A 15,980-nucleotide genomic window follows, 5' to 3' on the forward strand; every position below is an offset into this window, starting at 1 on the left:
TATTGAAACCCGGCGGAAGCCGCGGCCTTGCCCGCCGCGTGGCGCGGCGTGGCGGGCATGAGGGACTACGGCAGGCATGGTGCCCGGCTCATGACGAGCCGCTACGGGACTTCGCCGTGCGCAGCCCTGCCGGGCTCAGTGGAGGACGATGTGCACATGGACGTGCGTGCTGCGGGCGATTGCGCGGATGTGCCGCCCCCTCCGCCCGGTATCCCCGCACCGACTCCGCGAGGACGGCTTCCAGCAGCCTGCCGATGGCAAGGAAGGACCAGTGCGCCGCGGCCACCGACCGACGCCCTTCTGCTGCGCGCCGCCGCCGAACTGCGCACGCGCTCAACCTGAGCACCCCTTCCTCGCCGCTCGGGTGCCAGGACACAGCGGGGGCGGTCCCCAGGGGCAGGGCATCGACCGGGGCCGCCCCCGCCGGCTCACTTCGCCAGTGGGCCGAACTCCTTGCGGGTGTCCACCGGCTCACCGAACAGCTGCCAACGCTCGCCCTCGAACCGCATCAGCTGCATCGTCTCGATCGGGAAGGCGTCATCGGGCCCGGTGGAGAGGGTGACACCGGGCAGCAGCATGCCCACCTCGACGTCCTTGAGGTTGCGCACGGCGTCCCGCATCCCCTCCCTGGTGGGGCACTTCATCGCGTCCAGAGCCTTGTGCAAGCTGGACGCGGCGGCCCAGCCGTAGGCGTTGAACTGGTTGGCCGGGTCGGAGTCGGGCGCGTACTTGCGCAGCGCGTCCTGGTACGTCTTCATCTCCGCGTCGTCGGCCCACTGCGGATCGGCGGGGTCCTTGAAGTAGGTCGCCGAGACCACGCCCTGGACGTTCTTGAACCCGACAGGCTTGAGCACGGTGGCTGACGAGGACACGTTGTTCACGATGTGCAGCGGGTCCCACTTGGTGTTCTTGGCATCGGCGGCGAGGGCCTGGCTGCCGAACTTCGGCGTGGTGACGTTGAGCAGCACATCCGCCTTGGACCGGGCGAGGCTTGTCATCTGTGCGGAGACGGAGGGGTCGGTGACCTCGTAGCTCTCCTCGGTGACCACCTCAATGCCGCTGCCGGCGAGGGCCGCCTTGAATCCGCCGAGCAGATCCTTGCCGAAATCGTCGTTCTGGTAGAGGACGGCGACCTTGGCCTTCGGCTTCTCCTCCTTGAGGTATTTGGCGTACACCCGTGCCTCGGCGATGTAGTTGGGCTGCCAGCCGGTGGTCCACGGGTGGTTGTCGTCCGTACCCCAGACGGAGGCGCCGGTGGCGACGAAAGGCTGCGGCACCTTCCGCTTGTCGAGGTAGTCCCACACGGCGGCCGTGGACGGGGTGCCCAGGGTCTGGAAGACGGCGAAGACCTTCTCCTGCTCGACGAGTCTGCGGGCCTCCTCGACCGCCTTGGGCGGCTGGTAGCCGTCGTCGCGGACGGTGAACTCCACGGTGCGGCCGTCGATGCCGCCCTTGTCGTTGACGTGCTTGAAGTAGGCGCTCACGCCTTTGCTGATCGTGCCGTAGGCGGAGGCCGGTCCCGACAGTGGGTAGATGCCGCCCAGTCTGATGGTCTTGTCGGTGATGCCGGTGGTCTGCTGGCCCTGGCACGCGCCGTCGGCGGCCGCGTCCTTGTCGTCCTGCCCGCGCTGGCTGTTGCAGGCGGTGGCGAGGAGCAGGGCGGCGGACGCGGCCGCGGCCGCCCGCAGAGTGGTCTTCTTGCGCATGTGATTCATTCCTTTTCCGTGCGGGGCGGTGCGCCCACGGGTTCGGCATCGGCAGGGACGGGCTCCGCCGGGGCGGGGGGCGCGGAGGGTTCGACGTCGGACGTCCGGTCGTCGGCGGCGGGGCTGGTGGTGCGGGTGAGTCGAAGGGCGGCGGTGCCCCGGACACGGCCCGCCAGACCGGCCAGTCCCGTCGGCGCCACGAACATCACCGCGATGATCAGCAGGCCGAACACCACACCGGGCGCCGCCTCGCTGATGTCCTGGGCCACGCTCGGCACGTACATCACGAAGGCCGCCCCCAGCAGCGGTCCGTACAGCGAGGCGAGCCCTCCGACCACCAGGCCGGCCAGCAGCGTGATGGACAGCACGAAGCTGAACGAGTCGGGTGAGACGAAGCCGATCACCCAGGTGTAGACGCACCCGGAGACACCCGCGAACAGCGCGCTCCACGCGAAGGCGAGCGTCTTGTGCAGCGACAGCCGTACGCCCATGACCTCCGCGGCGCTCTCGTTGTCCGCACGGCGAGCAGCGCCCGGCCGATGCGGGACCGCAGCAGGTTACGGGCGAGCAGCAGGGCCACCGCGGTGACGGCGAGGACGACGAAGTACGTCCACTGGTCCTCGGCCAGCCCGCTCCACGCCGGCGGCTGCGGCTTGTCGACGGTCAGGCCCATGGAACCGCCCGTCACCGGCTCGAGCCGTTTGAGCAGCGGCGGCAGGAACACGGCGAAGGCGAGCGTGACCAGGGCCAGGTACAGCCCGCGCAGCCGCAGGGCGGGCACCCCGAAGGCGAGGCCCAGCAGGAAGCATCCGGCGGCCGCGACCGGCAGCGTGGCCAGGTGGCCGGTGTCGTACCGGTCGAGCATGACCGCCGCCGTGTAGGCCCCCGCCGCGAAGAACGCGCCGTGCCCGAGCGAGATCTGCCCGCCGAATCCGACCAGCAGGTTCAGTCCGGCCAGCGCCACGGCGTACAGCAGCACCATGGTCAGCTGGAAGACCTGGAAGGGGGCGAAGTAGAACGGTGCGCACACGGCGACGGCCGCCAAGAGCAGCGCGGTGAGCGCGGCCCGCAGACGCCGGGCGCGGTCGGTACCGAGTGTTGCGACGATCGTGCTCATGCGCGCTCCACCGCCGCCCGTCCGAACAGGCCCTGGGGCCGCACCAGCAGCACCGCCAGGATGATCACCAGGGGTACGCCCACCTTCAGATCGGCACCGATCACGTCCACGTACGCCCCGGCCAGCGTCTCGGCCACGCCCACGACCAGGCCGCCGACGACCGCACCGACCGGGCTGTCGAAGCCACCGAGGGTGGCCGCGGCGAACGCGTAGATCAGCACCCCGCCCATCATGTTGGGCTCGAGGAACAGCAGCGGGGCGACGAGCACACCCGACACCGCGCCGACTGTCGCGGCCAGCCCCCAGCCGAGCATCAGCACGCGGCCCACTCTGATGCCCGACAGCCGGGCGGAGGCGGGGTTGCAGGCGACCGCCCGCATCACCAGGCCGATGGAGGTGTGCTGGAACAGCAGGTACAGCAGGCCCATCACGACGGCCACCACCGCGATGATCCCGAGCGTCGACCAGTCCACGCGCACCCCGGCCAGGTCGATCCCGCCGTCGGGGAACGGCTGCGGAAAGTCCTTCACGGTGAACGACCAGATCAGACCGGCCATCGCGTTGACGAAGATGAACAGGCCCACGGTGACGATGACCGTCGTCAGCTCGGGCGCGTTCCGCACGGGACGGATAACGATCCGCTCGACGAGCATGCCGCCGGCGAAGGACACCGCCAGGGTGACCGGCAGCGCGAGCCAGAAGGACATCCCGGACGCCACGAGCTGCCACGCCACGTAGGTGGAGATCATGGCGAGCTCACCCTGCGCGAAGTTCACGATGCCGGTGAACCGGTGGATCAGCACCAGGGCCAGCGCCAGGCTGGCACAGACCGCGCCGGAGCCGAGCCCTTCCACCACTTGCTGGAGCAGTTCGGTCACGGTGCTCCCCCGTCCTTTCCGGAGCGGACGGAGACACCGAGGTACACCTCGGCGACCTGCCCGTCCTCGCGGATCTCCCGGGACGGCCCGGACAGCACCAGGCGGCCGGCCTCCAGTACATGCGCCCGGTGCGCGACATCCAGCGCGAGTTGGGCGTTCTGCTCGACGACGACCACGGTGGTGCGTTCCTCCTCGTTGACGGCACGGACGATCTCGAACAGCTCGCGCGTGACCAGCGGTGCGAGCCCCAGCGACGGCTCGTCCAGGAGCAGCAGCGAGGGCCGCAGCATCAGCGCCCTGCCGATGGCGAGCATCTGCTGTTCGCCGCCGCTGAGGCTGCCGGCGGCCTGGCGGGACCGCTGGCGGAGCTTGGGGAAGTAGCCGTGGATGCGCTCCAGGTCGGCGGCGACGGCCGCGCGCTCGGCGCGGCCGTCGCGCCGCCACCGTCCGGTGCGCACGTGGGCGCCGATGCGCAGGTTCTCCTCGACAGTCAGGTCGTTGAAGGTGCCCCGGCCCTCGGGTACGTGCGCGACGCCGAGACGGGCGGTCTGCTCGGGCGAGCGGCCCAGCAGCTCCGTGCCGTTCAAGGTCACCGAGCCGCGTCCGCGGACCATGCCGCACAGGGCCCGCAGTGTTGTCGTCTTGCCCGCGCCGTTGGGCCCGAGGATCGCGCACACCTCGCCGCGTGCGACGGAGAAGTCGAGCCCCTGGAGCACGCGGGCCTGGCCGTATCCGGCATGCAGGCCGGCGACCTTCAGGAAGCCCGGCTCCGCCTCCTCCTGCCCGGCTTCGGTGCTGTCGGTGGTGGGTTCCGTCATGCCGCCACCCCCAGGTACGCCTCGATGACCGCTGGGTCACGCTGGATCTCCTCCGGCGAGCCCTCGGCGATCTTGCGCCCGAAATCGAGGCAGACCACCTTGTCGCACAGGCCCATCACGAACCCCATGTGGTGTTCGACCACCACGAGCGTGAGGTCGAACTCCTGACGCACCGACCGGACCAGATCCCCGAATTGGTCGACCTCGCCGTGGCTGAGCCCGTTGACGGGTTCGTCGAGCAACAGCAGCCGGGGCCGTACCGCGAGCGCCCGGGCGAGTTCGACGCGTTTGAGCGTGCCGAAGGGCAGCCCGGAGGCGGGGTGGTCGGCGACCTCCGCCAGGCCGAGACGCCGGAGCAAGTCGTCCGCCTGGTCACGTAGTTCCTTCTCCTCCCGCCGGACGCGGGGCAGCCGGAGCGCCGCGGCGAGGTGTCCCGTGCGCCCCCGGCTGTGGGCGCCGACCATGACGTTCTCCCGGACCGTGAGCAGCGGGAACAGACCCAGGTTCTGGAAGGTGCGGGCGATGCCGCGCCCGGCCACGGAGTGCGGCGGGAGGGCGAGCAGGTCCTCGTCCTGGAACCGCACCGTCCCCGCATCGGGGGTGCAGCGCCTGGTGAGGCAGTTGAACAAGGTGGTCTTGCCGGCTCCGTTCGGTCCGATGAGCCCTACGGCGGTGCCCGGCTCGACGGTGAACGCGACACCGTCCAGTGCCGTGATCCCGCCGAAGCGCACGCTGATACCGTCGACCGCGAGCATGAGTGACGCCCCTTCCGAGGTGCTGGGGGGGTGGGCGAGCGTCACAGTAGGTGCGGGCCTTCCGAGCGCACATTGGGTGCGAGCACCCAACTTCGAGGCCACCGACTTGTGCGCCGCGCCCAGCTCCCCCGGTATGTCGGCCGCCGAGCCTGTTGACGGGACACGAGGAGGGCAGCGACGATCGGCGCCATGTCTCGCGGACCCGCCCTGGGCGCCCCCGCACTCTCCGACCCGCTCAGCCGGGAGCGGCACCGGATCCTGCACGCCGTCCAGGACCGGCTCGAGGACGTGGCGCAGACCGCTGTCGCGGTGATGCGTACGGAGATCCCCTCGTACGCGCTGCAGGACGAGCGGTTCTTCGACGACGTACGGGACCAGGTCCTCACGCACTACCGGATGCAGCTGGCGGCGCTGGCCGGCGACCGGGACATGGCCCCCGAAGACCTGGTCTTCAGCCGCGCGGCAGCCATGCGCAGAGCACGCGCGGGGTTCGCCCTCGAGGACTGGATCAGTGCCTTCCGGGTCGGCCGTCAGGTGTTGTGGGACGAGCTGCTGGACTGCGCGGGCACGTCCGCCGAGGCACAGCAGGCCGCGCTGTCCCTCGTCACACCGCTGATGCGGTACGTCGACTTCGCCAGCACCCATGCCGCGCAGGCCTATGTGGAGTACCAGCAGCACGTGGTCGCCGACGCGGACCGGGAACGCCGGGACCTCCTGGACCAGCTCCTGGCCGGCGCGGCACCGACGCGCGGTCCGCTGTTCGCCGCGGCGCAGGCGTACGGCATCGGGCCGCACTCGCCGATGATGGCGGTCGTGGCGGTGTGCGTCGGCGACACCCGCACCGGCGACCTCACCTCGGCCGAGCACGGCTACGCGACCAGCGCGTCCATCGGCATCGCCGGGCCCTGGGCCGGCCGGACCCTGGTCGTCGTACGCCACGGCGAGGTGGTGGCCGTGCCGGTGGTCCGCACCGGCATGGACGCGGAGGACATCTGTACCCACTTCGAGGCGGTGCAGCGGCGGCTCGCGCGCGAGGGAACCATGCTCTCCATGGGCATCAGCACAGTCGCCGAGGGCGCCGGTGAACTGCCGCGCGCCTACGAGGAGGCACGGGCCGCCCTCGACCTCGTGCCGAGCGAGGGCGGGGTGGCGGCACTGCCGCGCCTGTCCCCCTTCGACTACCTGGCGCTGCGCGCCGACGACCTCGCCCGCCAGCTGGTCGACCCCCGCGTGCGTGCGCTGCTGGAGGACGACCGCAGACGTGGCGACACGCTGGCGGCCACCGTACGGGCCTTCGCGGAGGCCGACCTCAACCTGCGGCTGGCCGCCGACCGGCTGCGGGTGCACCACAACACGGCGCACTACCGGTTGCGCCGGATCGAGGAACGCACTGGGCGCAACCCGCGCCGGATCGCCGACCTCCTGGAACTGCTGGTCGCCCTCGCCATCCGCGACGGGGCCGGGGAAGGTGGGGATCACCAGTGAGCGGCATCGTGGAGTCCGCGGGGACCGGGGCGGCACGTCAGCTGCCGGACGAGCAGGGGGGCACGGTCCGGACTGCGCTTCTGGACGCCGCGCTGGAGGTGTTCACCGAGCGCGGTTACGCCGACGCCGGTCTCGCCGAGATCGCGGCGCGCTCCGGCATCCCGGTGGGCAGCCTCTTCCAGCACTACGGCGGAAAGCGGGGGCTTTACCTCGCTCTCTGGGAGGAGTTCCGGGAGGCTCAGGAGCGCCGGACCGCGGCCACGCTGACCGCCGAGCGAGGCCGTGGCGTGGACGACCCCATCGCCCTTTTCGTGGCGGGAGCCAGGGCGTACCTGGAGGGTGCCTGGGACAACCGGCGGTTCGGCAGACTGCTCGTGGAGGATGACGGCCCCACGGGCTTCGACGCGCTGCGCCGCCAGTGGGACCGCGCATGGGTACGGCGCAACGCCCGGCTCCTGGAAGTGGACGAGAAGCGACGTGCCGGCCGGGTTCGGGTGAGAGTGCTCACCACTGTGATCGGCGGTGCGGCGCGCGAGCTGGGTGACTGCGGGGACGAGACGGAGGCCCTGGAGATCGTGGACGAGGTGTGCGGCATCCTGATCCATCTGACGGCACCGCCTGGCTGAAACGCCGGGCGCCCGCGCAGTCCGACGCAGCGGTCGGCGCCGCGGCCTCGATCAGGCTGTCTCCTGCGTGTCCTCGGGGTGCAGGCGCCCCAGTAGCTCGTAGAGACTGCGGCGCCCCTCCTCGTCCAGACGCGCAAAAGCTTCCGAGCTGCCCCGCATGTCGGCGCGGATGAGGCGGACTGCCTGCCGTCCCTCTTCGGTGGCGACCACGTTCTTGATCCGCCGGTCGGCCGCGTCGGCGTGTCTGGAGACCAGTCCACGCGCCTCCAGCCGGTCGACGAGTCCGGTGATGTTGGAGGCGTCGCATGCCAGCCGCCCTGCGAGGGCGCGCATCGGCAGCGGTTGCCGAAGCAGGATGAGCATCTTGGCCTGCGTCATGGTGAGCCCGTGCAGTGCGGCCGCCGCTGTCAGGTCCCGGTAGTAACCGGCAGCAGCGCGTGCCAAGCGCTCCATGAGTGCGTCGTGGTCAGGATCGCTGTCCCGCGCAGCGGAGCGCGCGGCGGGCGGGGCGGAGGTGTGGGCCATGCCTCAAGTGTAGGCGAAGCTCAACGTTTGACGTTCTCAACCTTTGAGGTCTACCGTCTCTCTTATTGCTTTGCTGCATCAAGCATCTAACCCTCGACCATTCCCCCGTCGAGTTCCCGTACACAAGGAGTCACCACCATGAAGGCCCTCACTTACCGCGCCTACGGCGGCCCGGAGGTCCTGGAGTACGGCGATGTACCGAACCCGAAGCTCGGAGTGGACACCGTGCTGGTCCGCGTGAAGGCCGCCGCCGTCAACCCGGTCGACTGGAAGATCCAGGCGGGGTACCTGGACGCCGTCATGGACGCCGTCTTCCCCGTCATCCCCGGCTGGGACGTGGCGGGAGTCGTCGAGGAGACCGGCGTCGGGGTCACCGAGTTCGCTCCGGGCGACCAGGTGATCGGCTACGTCCGTGAGGACTTCGTCTCCCGCGGGACCTTCGCCGAGTACGTCGCCGCCCCGGTCCGTACCCTCGCCCGCAAGCCCGCCGACCTCTCCTTCGAGGAGGCTGCCGGCCTTCCGCTGGCCGGCCTCACCGCATACCAGGCGCTGACACGCTCCCTGCGGGTGCGGGCAGGCGACACCGTGCTGGTGCACGCCGCGGCGGGGGGCGTCGGCTCTCTGGCCGTACAGATCGCCAGGTCGCTCGGCGCCCGGGTCATCGGCACCGCCAGTGAGTACAACCACGCCTACCTGCGAGGGCTGGGAGCGGAGCCGGTCGCCTACGGCGAGGGCCTTGCCGACCGTGTCCACGCCCTCGCGCCGCAGGGCGTGGATGCCGTCCTCGACCTCATCGGCGGGGACGCCCTGAAGGTCTCGCCAGGGCTGCTTGCCGAGGGCGGCCGCCTGGCCTCGGCTGCGGACGGCGCCGTGCTCGGCCTCGGTGGCGGGTACGTCTTCGTGCGACCCGACGCCCGGGACCTGGAGGCTCTCACCGAACTCGCCGAGCGCGGGGAGCTGCGGGTGGACGTGGCCGCCACGTTCCCCCTGGAGCAGGCCGCCGACGCCCAGCGCCTCAGCCGCGAGGGCCACACCCGCGGCAAGATCATCATCACCGTCGCCTGAACCACCCTCGCCGCCGCCCCACCACCGGCACCCCAACGGACAACACCCCCACCACCGCGCGAACCGCGCGCACTGTGAAGGAGACAGTTGTGACCGCAGTTCTGTTCGTCGTCACCGGCGCCGACCACTGGACGCTCGCCGACGGCACCCTCCACCCCACCGGCTACTGGGCCGAGGAACTCGCCACACCGCACCGGCTGCTGCGCGAGGCCGGGTTCGAGGTCACCATCGCCACACCCGGCGGCGTGGCTCCGAGCGTCGACGCCGTCAGCCTTGCCGCCGAGTCCACCGGCGGCAAGGAGCAGGCCGATGCCATCGCCGCGTACCTGGCTGCCATCCGCACCGACCTGGAGAACCCTGTCAAGCTCGAAGAGGTCGACCTCGACGCGTACGCCGCCGTCATCTACCCCGGTGGCCACGGCCCCATGGAGGACCTCGCCGTGGATGCCGGCTCCGGCCGACTGCTCACCGCGGCGCTGGACTCCGGCAAGCCGCTCGCGGTGCTGTGCCACGCACCGGCGGCCCTGCTCGCCGCCCGGCGCGAGGACGGCAGCTGGCCGTTCGCCGGCTACCGCATGACCGGCTTCACCAACACCGAGGAGACTGCCGCCGGCTTCGCCGACAAGGCCAAGTGGCTGCTCGAGGACCGCCTGCTGGAACTGGGGGCCGACTTCCAGGCCGCGGCCCCGTTCAGCGAGCACGTCGTGGCGGACCGCAATCTGCACACCGGTCAGAACCCCGCCTCCTCGGCGCAGCTCGCCCGGAACCTCATCGACGCCCTGAACCGCGGCTGATCCCCCTGTCGACGCCGACGCCCGGGCTGCCCCCGCGGCGCTGCGACAACGCCCCCGTCCCCCGTACCGCTCCTGTGAGGCCATCATGAACGACCCCGCGCCCGCGCAGCCCGCCGAGCTCGTCGCCCGGCTGCGCGCCACCTTCCGCGCCGGCAAGACCAAGCCCGTGGCCTGGCGCACCGAGCAGCTTAACCGGCTGCGTACCCTGCTCACCGAGCAGGGGGAGACCTTCGCCGCGGCGCTCCACGCCGACCTGGGAAAGAGCTCCGCCGAGGCTTACCGCACGGAGATCGACTTCGTCATACGCGAGATCGACCACACCCTGGAGCATCTCGAGGGGTGGCTGCGCGCCGAACCGGCCCCCGTCCCGGCGTTCATCGGCGAGGCGAGTGCCTGGACGCAGTACGACCCCCTGGGGGTCGTACTGGTCATCGCCCCCTGGAACTACCCGGTACAGCTGCTGCTGGCCCCGGTGGCCGGTGCCCTGGCCGCGGGCAACGCGGTGGTCGCCAAGCCCAGCGAACTGGCCCCTGCCACCTCCGCCGCCCTCGCCCGCCTCGTGCCGCGGTACCTCGACACCGACGCGGTCGCCGTGGTCGAAGGCGGGGTGCCGGAGACCACTGCCCTGCTCGAGCAGCGCTTCGACCACATCCTCTACACCGGCAACGGCACCGTCGGCCGCATCGTAATGTCCGCGGCCGTCCGGCACCTCACCCCCGTCACCCTCGAACTGGGCGGCAAGTCCCCGGTGTTCGTGGACCGGGGCACCGACCTGGACACCGTCGCTGCCCGCCTCGCGGCCGGGAAGTTCCTCAACGCCGGGCAGACCTGCGTCGCGCCCGACTACGTCCTCACCGACCCCGAGACCGCGCGTGCTCTGGAAGCCGCACTGGCCAAGGCCGTCGAGGGGCTGTACGGGTCCGACCCCGCCGCCTCCCAGGAGTACGGCCGTATCGTCAACGAACGCCACTTCGACCGGCTGACCGCTCTCCTGGACTCCGGCCGCCAGGTCACCGGCGGCGCGTACGACCGCGAGACGAAGTACATCGCCCCGACCGTCCTGGCCGAGGTGTCACCGGACGCACCCGTCATGCAGGAGGAGATCTTCGGCCCGATCCTCCCCATCGTCGAGGTGGCCGGGCTCGACGAGGCCATCGACTTCATCAACGACCGCGACAAGCCGCTGGCCCTGTATGCGTTCACCGACTCCGACACCACCCGGGAGCGGCTCGCCGCCGAAACCTCCTCCGGCGGCCTCGGGTTCGGCCTGCCGCTGGCCCATCTCACCATCTCCGACCTGCCGTTCGGGGGCGTCGGAGAGAGCGGCATGGGCAGCTATCACGGCCGCTACTCCATCGAGACCTTCAGCCACCGCAAGGCCGTCCTCGCCAAGCCCCTCAGCTGATCCTCCCCAGCCGTGCGCGAACGCGGCGGAAGGAGACATTCCGCGCTGTGGGCGGGCGATCGGTTCAGATACCTGCCGTGTCCGCGACTTCGTGAGCCTTCGCCACCAGTGCGTCGATGCGCTCTGCGGTCGGCGTTCCGGACGCGGCCTTGTTCCGCGGTTCGTCCATCGCGCGGCGCATGACGCCCTCCGCGATGGTCGCGACCTTCCACAGGCCCATCGCGTGCCAGTAGCCCAGCGTCGTCAGGTCGCGTTCCGACGCCGCCGCGTAGGCCGCCACGAGTTCCTCGCGGGTCGGGAAGCCGTCGAGAGCGGTCGCGACGAAGTCGCCCGAGGTGTTCTCACTCCTGGCCGGCCAGTAGGCCAGCAGGCTGCCCATGTCCGCCAGCGGATCCCCCAGCGTCGACAGCTCCCAGTCGAGGACTGCGGTCACCTCCCCGCTGTCGTGGGAGGTGATGACGTTGCGCAGATGGAAGTCGCCGTGCACGAGCGTCAGTTCGCGCTGCTCCGGCACGGCCGCGCCGAGGCGCCGGGTGAGGTCCTCCAGGGCTGGCACCTCGCGGGTCCTGGACCTCTCCCACTGGGCCGACCACCGCTTGAGCTGACGCTGCGCATACGGCTTGTGGCTGGCGAGACCGGTCAGCCCGGTCGCCGCGAGATCGACCGCGTGGATCTTCGCCAGCGTCCGCGGCAACGACATTCCGACCGCCCGCCGGCGCTCGGGCGTCAACGACCGCGCGATCGGCATCCTGTCGACGACCTCGCCGTCCACGAACTCCATGAGCAGCAGCGGGACGTCGGTCACGGCGGGATCCTCGGTCAGCCCGAGCACCCGCGGGGTGGGGACGGCGGTGCTCTCCAGCGCGGTCAGAATCCGCGCCTCGCGGGCCACGTCGTGCGCCGACGCCAGCAGGCGACCCAGCGGTGGGCGCCGCAGCACCCATCCGCGGCAGTCCTGATCCTTTACGAGATACGTCAGATTCGACTGACCCAGCCCGATCCGCTCGAAGGCCAAGGGCCCGGCGAAGTCGACGCCGAGGGTGGTGAACCAACGGCCCACCGCCCCGGCGTCGATTCCGACGATGTCCGCGCTAGACACCGATGCCGGCTCCTTGCCTGAACGGGAACGCGTCGCCGAGCAGTTGCCCCCCGTCGATCACCATGGTCTCGCCGGTGATCCAACTCGCGGCGTCCGAGACGAGGAAGGCGACCGCGGCGGCGATGTCGGCAGGCTCGCCTATGCGGCCCAGCGCAACCGAGGCGGACCCCGCCTGCTCGTGCTCCTTCCACAGAGCCTCGGCCAGCTTCGTGCGCACCACGCCCGGTGCCACGGCGTTGACGCGGACCTTCGGCGAGAGCTCCAGGGCCAGTTGCCTGGTGAGATGGATCAGTGCGGCCTTCGAGGCGTTGTACAGCCCGATGTTCGCCTCGGAGGCCATGCCGCCCACCGACGCGGTGTTGACGACCGCCCCGCCGTGCTCCCTCATCCAGGCCCGGGTGGCCAGGCCCGTCCACAGGACGGGAGCCCACAGGTTCACGTCGAAGGTCTTCGCGAACCGACCGTGGTCCTGGTCGATGACCGGCCCGAAGGCCGGGTTGGTCCCCGCGTTGTTGACGAGGATGTCCAGGCTGCCGAAGCGTTCCAGCGTCAGATCCACGCAGCGCTGGGCCGCCTCTTCGTCGACCGCGTGCGCACCGACGCCGACCGCCGTGCCCTCGACCTGGGCCGCGGCGGCGTCCGCCGCCTCCTGGGAGCGGGAGGTGAGGACGACGTTTCCGCCGGCCGCGGCGATGGCCTGGGCGATCGCCAGTCCGATACCGCGCGAGGCCCCGGTGACGACGGCGGTGCGACCGGTGAGATCGAGTCCCGCCATCTCAGCTCACCGCCGCCGTCGCCTCGTCCCGGTACTGCCGCAGTTCCTGCTTGGCGATGGCCCGCTTGTGCACCTCGTCGGGGCCGTCGGCCAGCCGCAACGTCCGCAGATGCGCGTACATCATCGCCAGGGGGAAGTCGTCGGTCACTCCCGCTCCCCCGTGCACCTGGATCGCGCGGTCGACGATCCTCAGCGCGATGTCGGGGGCGGCCACCTTGATGGCAGCGATCTCGGTGCGCGCTTCCTTGTTCCCGACCGTGTCCATGAGATACGCGGCCTTGAGCGTGAGGAGGCGGATCATCTCGATGTCGATACGCGCTTCCGCGATCCAGTCCTGGATGTTGGACCGTTCGGCGACCGGACTGCCGAAGGTCACCCGTGACTGTGCGCGCCGGCACATCAGTTCCAGCGCCCGCTCGGCCGCGCCGATGGCCCGCATGCAGTGGTGGATACGACCGGGCCCGAGCCTGGCCTGGCCGATCGCGAAACCCTCGCCCTCGCCCTTGAGCAGGTCCTTGGCCGGCACCCGGACATTCTCGAAAACGATCTCCGCGTGGCCCTCGCGGTCCGCGTACCCGAACACCGGGAGGTTCCGGACCACGGTGACCCCGGGGGCGTCGATCGGGACGACCATCATCGACTGCTGGCGATGGGGGGCCGCCGTGGGATCGGTCTTGCCCATCACGATGAGCACCTTGCAGTTCTTGTGCATCGCGTTCGAGGCGAACCACTTGCGGCCGTTGAGCACGTACGCGTCGCCGTCGCGCTCCATGCGCAGCTCGATGTTGGTGGCGTCGGAGCTGGCGACACGCGGCTCGGTCATCGCGAAGGCCGAGGCCATCGTTCCGTCGAGCAGGGGCTTGAGGTACTTCTCCTTGTGCTCGTCGCTGCCGAACAGCGTGAGCACCTCCATGTTGCCGGTGTCGGGCGCGTTGCAGTTGCACGCCTCGGAGGCGATGTGGCTGCGGCCCATGATCTCCGCCAGCGGCGCGTACTCCAGGTTCGTCAGACCGGGGCCCCACTCCGGGTGCGGATGGAACAGGTTCCACAGTCCACGCCTGCGCGCCTCCGCCTTGAGCTCCTCGAGGATCGGCGGGTGGAAGTGCGGGTCACCCGACGCGCGCATCTGCTCGTGATACACCGCCTCGGCGGGGTAGATGCGCGCATCCATGAACTCGAGCAGATCCGCCCGGTATTTCTTGGCGCGGTCCGACATCTCAAACAGGGACATCCGAACTCCTGACGGGTAGGGAGGGAAAGTCGGGCGGGCGCTTCTCCAGGTGACTGGCCACGCCCTCGACGACGTCGGACCCGCGGAAGGCCTGGAGCATGAGGCCTTCCGCCCGGGCCACGGAATCGGCGTAGGTGCCGTCCGCGTCGTTGCTCAGTTGGCTCTTGATGGCGGCCATGGATGCCGGGGAGCAGCGCCTCGCCAGATCGGCGGCGTACGCGACGGCGGCATCCACCACGCTGCCGGTGGGGACCAGGTGGTCGAGGAGTCCGACCCGGAAGGCCTCCTCGGCATCCACCATGCGACTCGACAGCAGCAGATCCGCTGCCCGGCTGTGCCCCACCAGCCGGGGCAGCAGCCAGGAGATCCCGTACTCGGCGATCAGCCCGCGTTGCGCGAATGCCGTGGTGAACCGGGCCGAGGGCGAGCCGAAGCGAATGTCGCAGTAGAGCGCCTCCACCATGCCCAGGCCGACGGCCACCCCGTTGATCGCTCCGATCAGTGGTTTGCGCAGGGTCCGCGGAACGTCCCGCGGACGGCGCCGTGACCGGTCCGCCTCTGAGGCCTCGCCGACCGCCCGCAGCCGTTCCAGGTCGGCCCCGGCGCAGAATCCGCGTCCCGCGCCGGTGACCACGACGGCGCGTACGTCCGGGTCGTCCTCGGCGGCGTCGAGCAGCGCGAAATAGCGGTCCTCGAGTTCGTCGGTCCAGGCGTTCAGCTTGGCGGGCCGGTTGAAGGTGAGCACCCGCACCGGCCCTCGGTGTTCGGCGAAGACGAGCTCTCCCGGCGCGCCGGTCATGCCTGCGCCATCAGGGAGCTCTGGTACCGACGCATACCGCGCAGCCACCGGTCGTAGTCCGAGCCCTTCTGCCGGTACATCTCAAGAACGTCTTTGTGCGGCAGGATGAGGAAGCGCTCGTCCTCGAGGGCGGCCAGGACGGCGTCGGCTACTTCTTCCGGCTCCAGGACGTCACCGGCAGAGGTGACGGCTCGCGTCGCGGCACTTCCCAGCGCGTCTCCCGAGTCCTCCCCGGAGAACAGCAGCCTGGTGTTCACGCCCATCGGGCACAGACAGCTGACACGGACCCCGCGATCGCCGTAGGTGACACTCAACCACTCGGCGAAGGCGACGGCCGCGTGCTTGGTGACGGCGTACGTTGCGGAGCCGATCTGGGTGAGCAGTCCGGCCGCCGAGGCGGTGCTGACGAAGTAGCCCTCGCCGCGCTCGAGCCACCGCGGGACCAGCAGCTTTGCCGCACGGACGTGGGCTCGCAGGTTCACGTCGATCGAGAGGTCCCAGTCCGGTTCGCTCGCGTCGAGGCCGGGCGCCCCGGCGATCCCCGCGTTCGCGAAGTAGAGGTCGACCGGGCCGAAGGCGCTCTCCGCCAGGTCGACCAACTGCTGGATCTGCTCGGTGTCCGACACGTCCGCGCCGACACTGACAGTGCTTTCCGGATGGTCGGCGTTGACGCTCTCCGACACCGCCTGCGCGCTGTCCGCGTCGAGGTCCGCGACGACGACCCGGGCGCCCGCGCGAGCGAGGCGTGCGACCAGCGCACTGCCTATGCCTGCGCCACCACCGGTGACGACGGCGACTCTTTGTGCAACGTTCACAGCGAACCCTCTCCGTTACGGGGCGTGCGATGCGTCCGACCTGTATAGTTGAATCCGACGTCAGGTTCAATAGCTGCCCTTCACGGA

15 protein-coding genes and 1 pseudogene are annotated in these 15,980 nt (G+C 70.6%); 5 read left to right on the forward strand and 11 right to left on the reverse strand.

Annotated elements, in window-relative coordinates; genetic code table 11:
• Window positions 1–428: 428 nt before the first annotated feature.
• The 5 genes and pseudogenes from ABIE67_RS05985 to ABIE67_RS06005 all read right to left on the reverse strand — a co-directional run bounded on the left by ABIE67_RS05985 (window position 429) and on the right by ABIE67_RS06005 (window position 5,274).
• A complete protein-coding gene (locus ABIE67_RS05985; RefSeq protein WP_370254410.1) occupies window positions 429–1,706 on the reverse strand; it encodes an ABC transporter substrate-binding protein in 1,278 nt (425 codons plus the stop codon).
• 5 nt (window positions 1,707–1,711) lie between these two features.
• Window positions 1,712–2,823, reverse strand: a pseudogene (locus tag ABIE67_RS05990) (branched-chain amino acid ABC transporter permease).
• Window positions 2,820–3,701 carry a branched-chain amino acid ABC transporter permease gene (locus ABIE67_RS05995; RefSeq protein WP_370254414.1) on the reverse strand — a complete coding sequence of 294 codons (882 nt, stop codon included), beginning with the start codon at window positions 3,699–3,701 and terminating at the stop codon, window positions 2,820–2,822. Before ABIE67_RS05995 ends, ABIE67_RS05990 begins: the two are co-directional and overlap by 4 nt.
• A complete protein-coding gene (locus tag ABIE67_RS06000; RefSeq protein WP_370254418.1) occupies window positions 3,698–4,519 on the reverse strand; it encodes an ABC transporter ATP-binding protein in 822 nt (273 codons plus the stop codon). Before ABIE67_RS06000 ends, ABIE67_RS05995 begins: the two co-directional genes overlap by 4 nt.
• Window positions 4,516–5,274 (reverse strand): ABC transporter ATP-binding protein, encoded by a 759-nt coding sequence (locus ABIE67_RS06005; RefSeq protein WP_370254420.1) that lies wholly within the window; start codon window positions 5,272–5,274, stop codon window positions 4,516–4,518. The genes ABIE67_RS06000 and ABIE67_RS06005 overlap by 4 nt, the downstream gene beginning before the upstream one ends.
• Before the next feature lie 189 nt (window positions 5,275–5,463).
• Between ABIE67_RS06005 and ABIE67_RS06010 the strand changes: the two genes are divergently transcribed.
• Both ABIE67_RS06010 and ABIE67_RS06015 read left to right on the forward strand, forming a co-directional pair.
• Window positions 5,464–6,759: a PucR family transcriptional regulator gene (locus tag ABIE67_RS06010; protein WP_370254422.1), complete on the forward strand. Its 1,296-nt coding sequence runs from the start codon at window positions 5,464–5,466 to the stop codon at window positions 6,757–6,759.
• Window positions 6,756–7,385, forward strand: a complete 630-nt coding sequence (locus tag ABIE67_RS06015; RefSeq protein ID WP_370254424.1) for a TetR/AcrR family transcriptional regulator — start codon at window positions 6,756–6,758, stop codon at window positions 7,383–7,385. Before ABIE67_RS06010 ends, ABIE67_RS06015 begins: the two co-directional genes overlap by 4 nt.
• A gap of 51 nt (window positions 7,386–7,436) precedes the next feature.
• Here the strand turns inward: ABIE67_RS06015 and ABIE67_RS06020 are convergent, their stop codons facing one another.
• A complete protein-coding gene (locus tag ABIE67_RS06020; RefSeq protein WP_370254429.1) occupies window positions 7,437–7,910 on the reverse strand; it encodes a MarR family winged helix-turn-helix transcriptional regulator in 474 nt (157 codons plus the stop codon).
• A gap of 138 nt (window positions 7,911–8,048) precedes the next feature.
• Here ABIE67_RS06020 and ABIE67_RS06025 point away from each other — a divergent pair, with 138 nt between their 5' ends.
• The 3 genes from ABIE67_RS06025 (at window position 8,049) to ABIE67_RS06035 (ending at window position 11,174) form a co-directional block, all read left to right on the forward strand.
• On the forward strand, window positions 8,049–8,975 hold the full coding sequence (locus tag ABIE67_RS06025) for an NADP-dependent oxidoreductase (RefSeq protein WP_370254431.1): 927 nt from the start codon (window positions 8,049–8,051) through the stop codon (window positions 8,973–8,975).
• Between the two features lie 89 nt (window positions 8,976–9,064).
• On the forward strand, window positions 9,065–9,769 hold the full coding sequence (locus tag ABIE67_RS06030) for a type 1 glutamine amidotransferase domain-containing protein (protein WP_370254436.1): 705 nt from the start codon (window positions 9,065–9,067) through the stop codon (window positions 9,767–9,769).
• A gap of 85 nt (window positions 9,770–9,854) precedes the next feature.
• Complete coding sequence (locus tag ABIE67_RS06035) at window positions 9,855–11,174, forward strand: aldehyde dehydrogenase family protein (RefSeq protein ID WP_370254440.1); 1,320 nt, start codon at window positions 9,855–9,857, stop codon at window positions 11,172–11,174.
• A 64-nt stretch (window positions 11,175–11,238) separates the two neighbouring features.
• Here ABIE67_RS06035 and ABIE67_RS06040 read toward each other — a convergent pair whose 3' ends face one another.
• Genes ABIE67_RS06040 through ABIE67_RS06060 form a run of 5 tightly spaced genes read right to left on the reverse strand, consistent with a single transcriptional unit; the run spans window position 11,239 to window position 15,893 of the window.
• Window positions 11,239–12,273, reverse strand: coding sequence for a phosphotransferase family protein (locus ABIE67_RS06040; RefSeq protein WP_370254445.1), 1,035 nt, complete (start codon window positions 12,271–12,273; stop codon window positions 11,239–11,241).
• Window positions 12,266–13,048, reverse strand: a complete 783-nt coding sequence (locus ABIE67_RS06045; protein WP_370254449.1) for an SDR family oxidoreductase — start codon at window positions 13,046–13,048, stop codon at window positions 12,266–12,268. The genes ABIE67_RS06040 and ABIE67_RS06045 overlap by 8 nt, the downstream gene beginning before the upstream one ends.
• A 1-nt stretch (window position 13,049) precedes the next feature.
• Window positions 13,050–14,279, reverse strand: coding sequence for an acyl-CoA dehydrogenase family protein (locus ABIE67_RS06050; protein WP_370254453.1), 1,230 nt, complete (start codon window positions 14,277–14,279; stop codon window positions 13,050–13,052).
• Window positions 14,266–15,078, reverse strand: coding sequence for an enoyl-CoA hydratase-related protein (locus ABIE67_RS06055; protein ID WP_370254457.1), 813 nt, complete (start codon window positions 15,076–15,078; stop codon window positions 14,266–14,268). The genes ABIE67_RS06050 and ABIE67_RS06055 overlap by 14 nt, the downstream gene beginning before the upstream one ends.
• A complete protein-coding gene (locus tag ABIE67_RS06060) occupies window positions 15,075–15,893 on the reverse strand; it encodes an SDR family oxidoreductase (RefSeq protein WP_370254460.1) in 819 nt (272 codons plus the stop codon). The genes ABIE67_RS06055 and ABIE67_RS06060 overlap by 4 nt, the downstream gene beginning before the upstream one ends.
• Window positions 15,894–15,980 lie beyond the last annotated feature (87 nt).

The organism is Streptomyces sp. V4I8 (genome assembly GCF_041261225.1).
Taxonomy (GTDB): domain Bacteria; phylum Actinomycetota; class Actinomycetes; order Streptomycetales; family Streptomycetaceae; genus Streptomyces.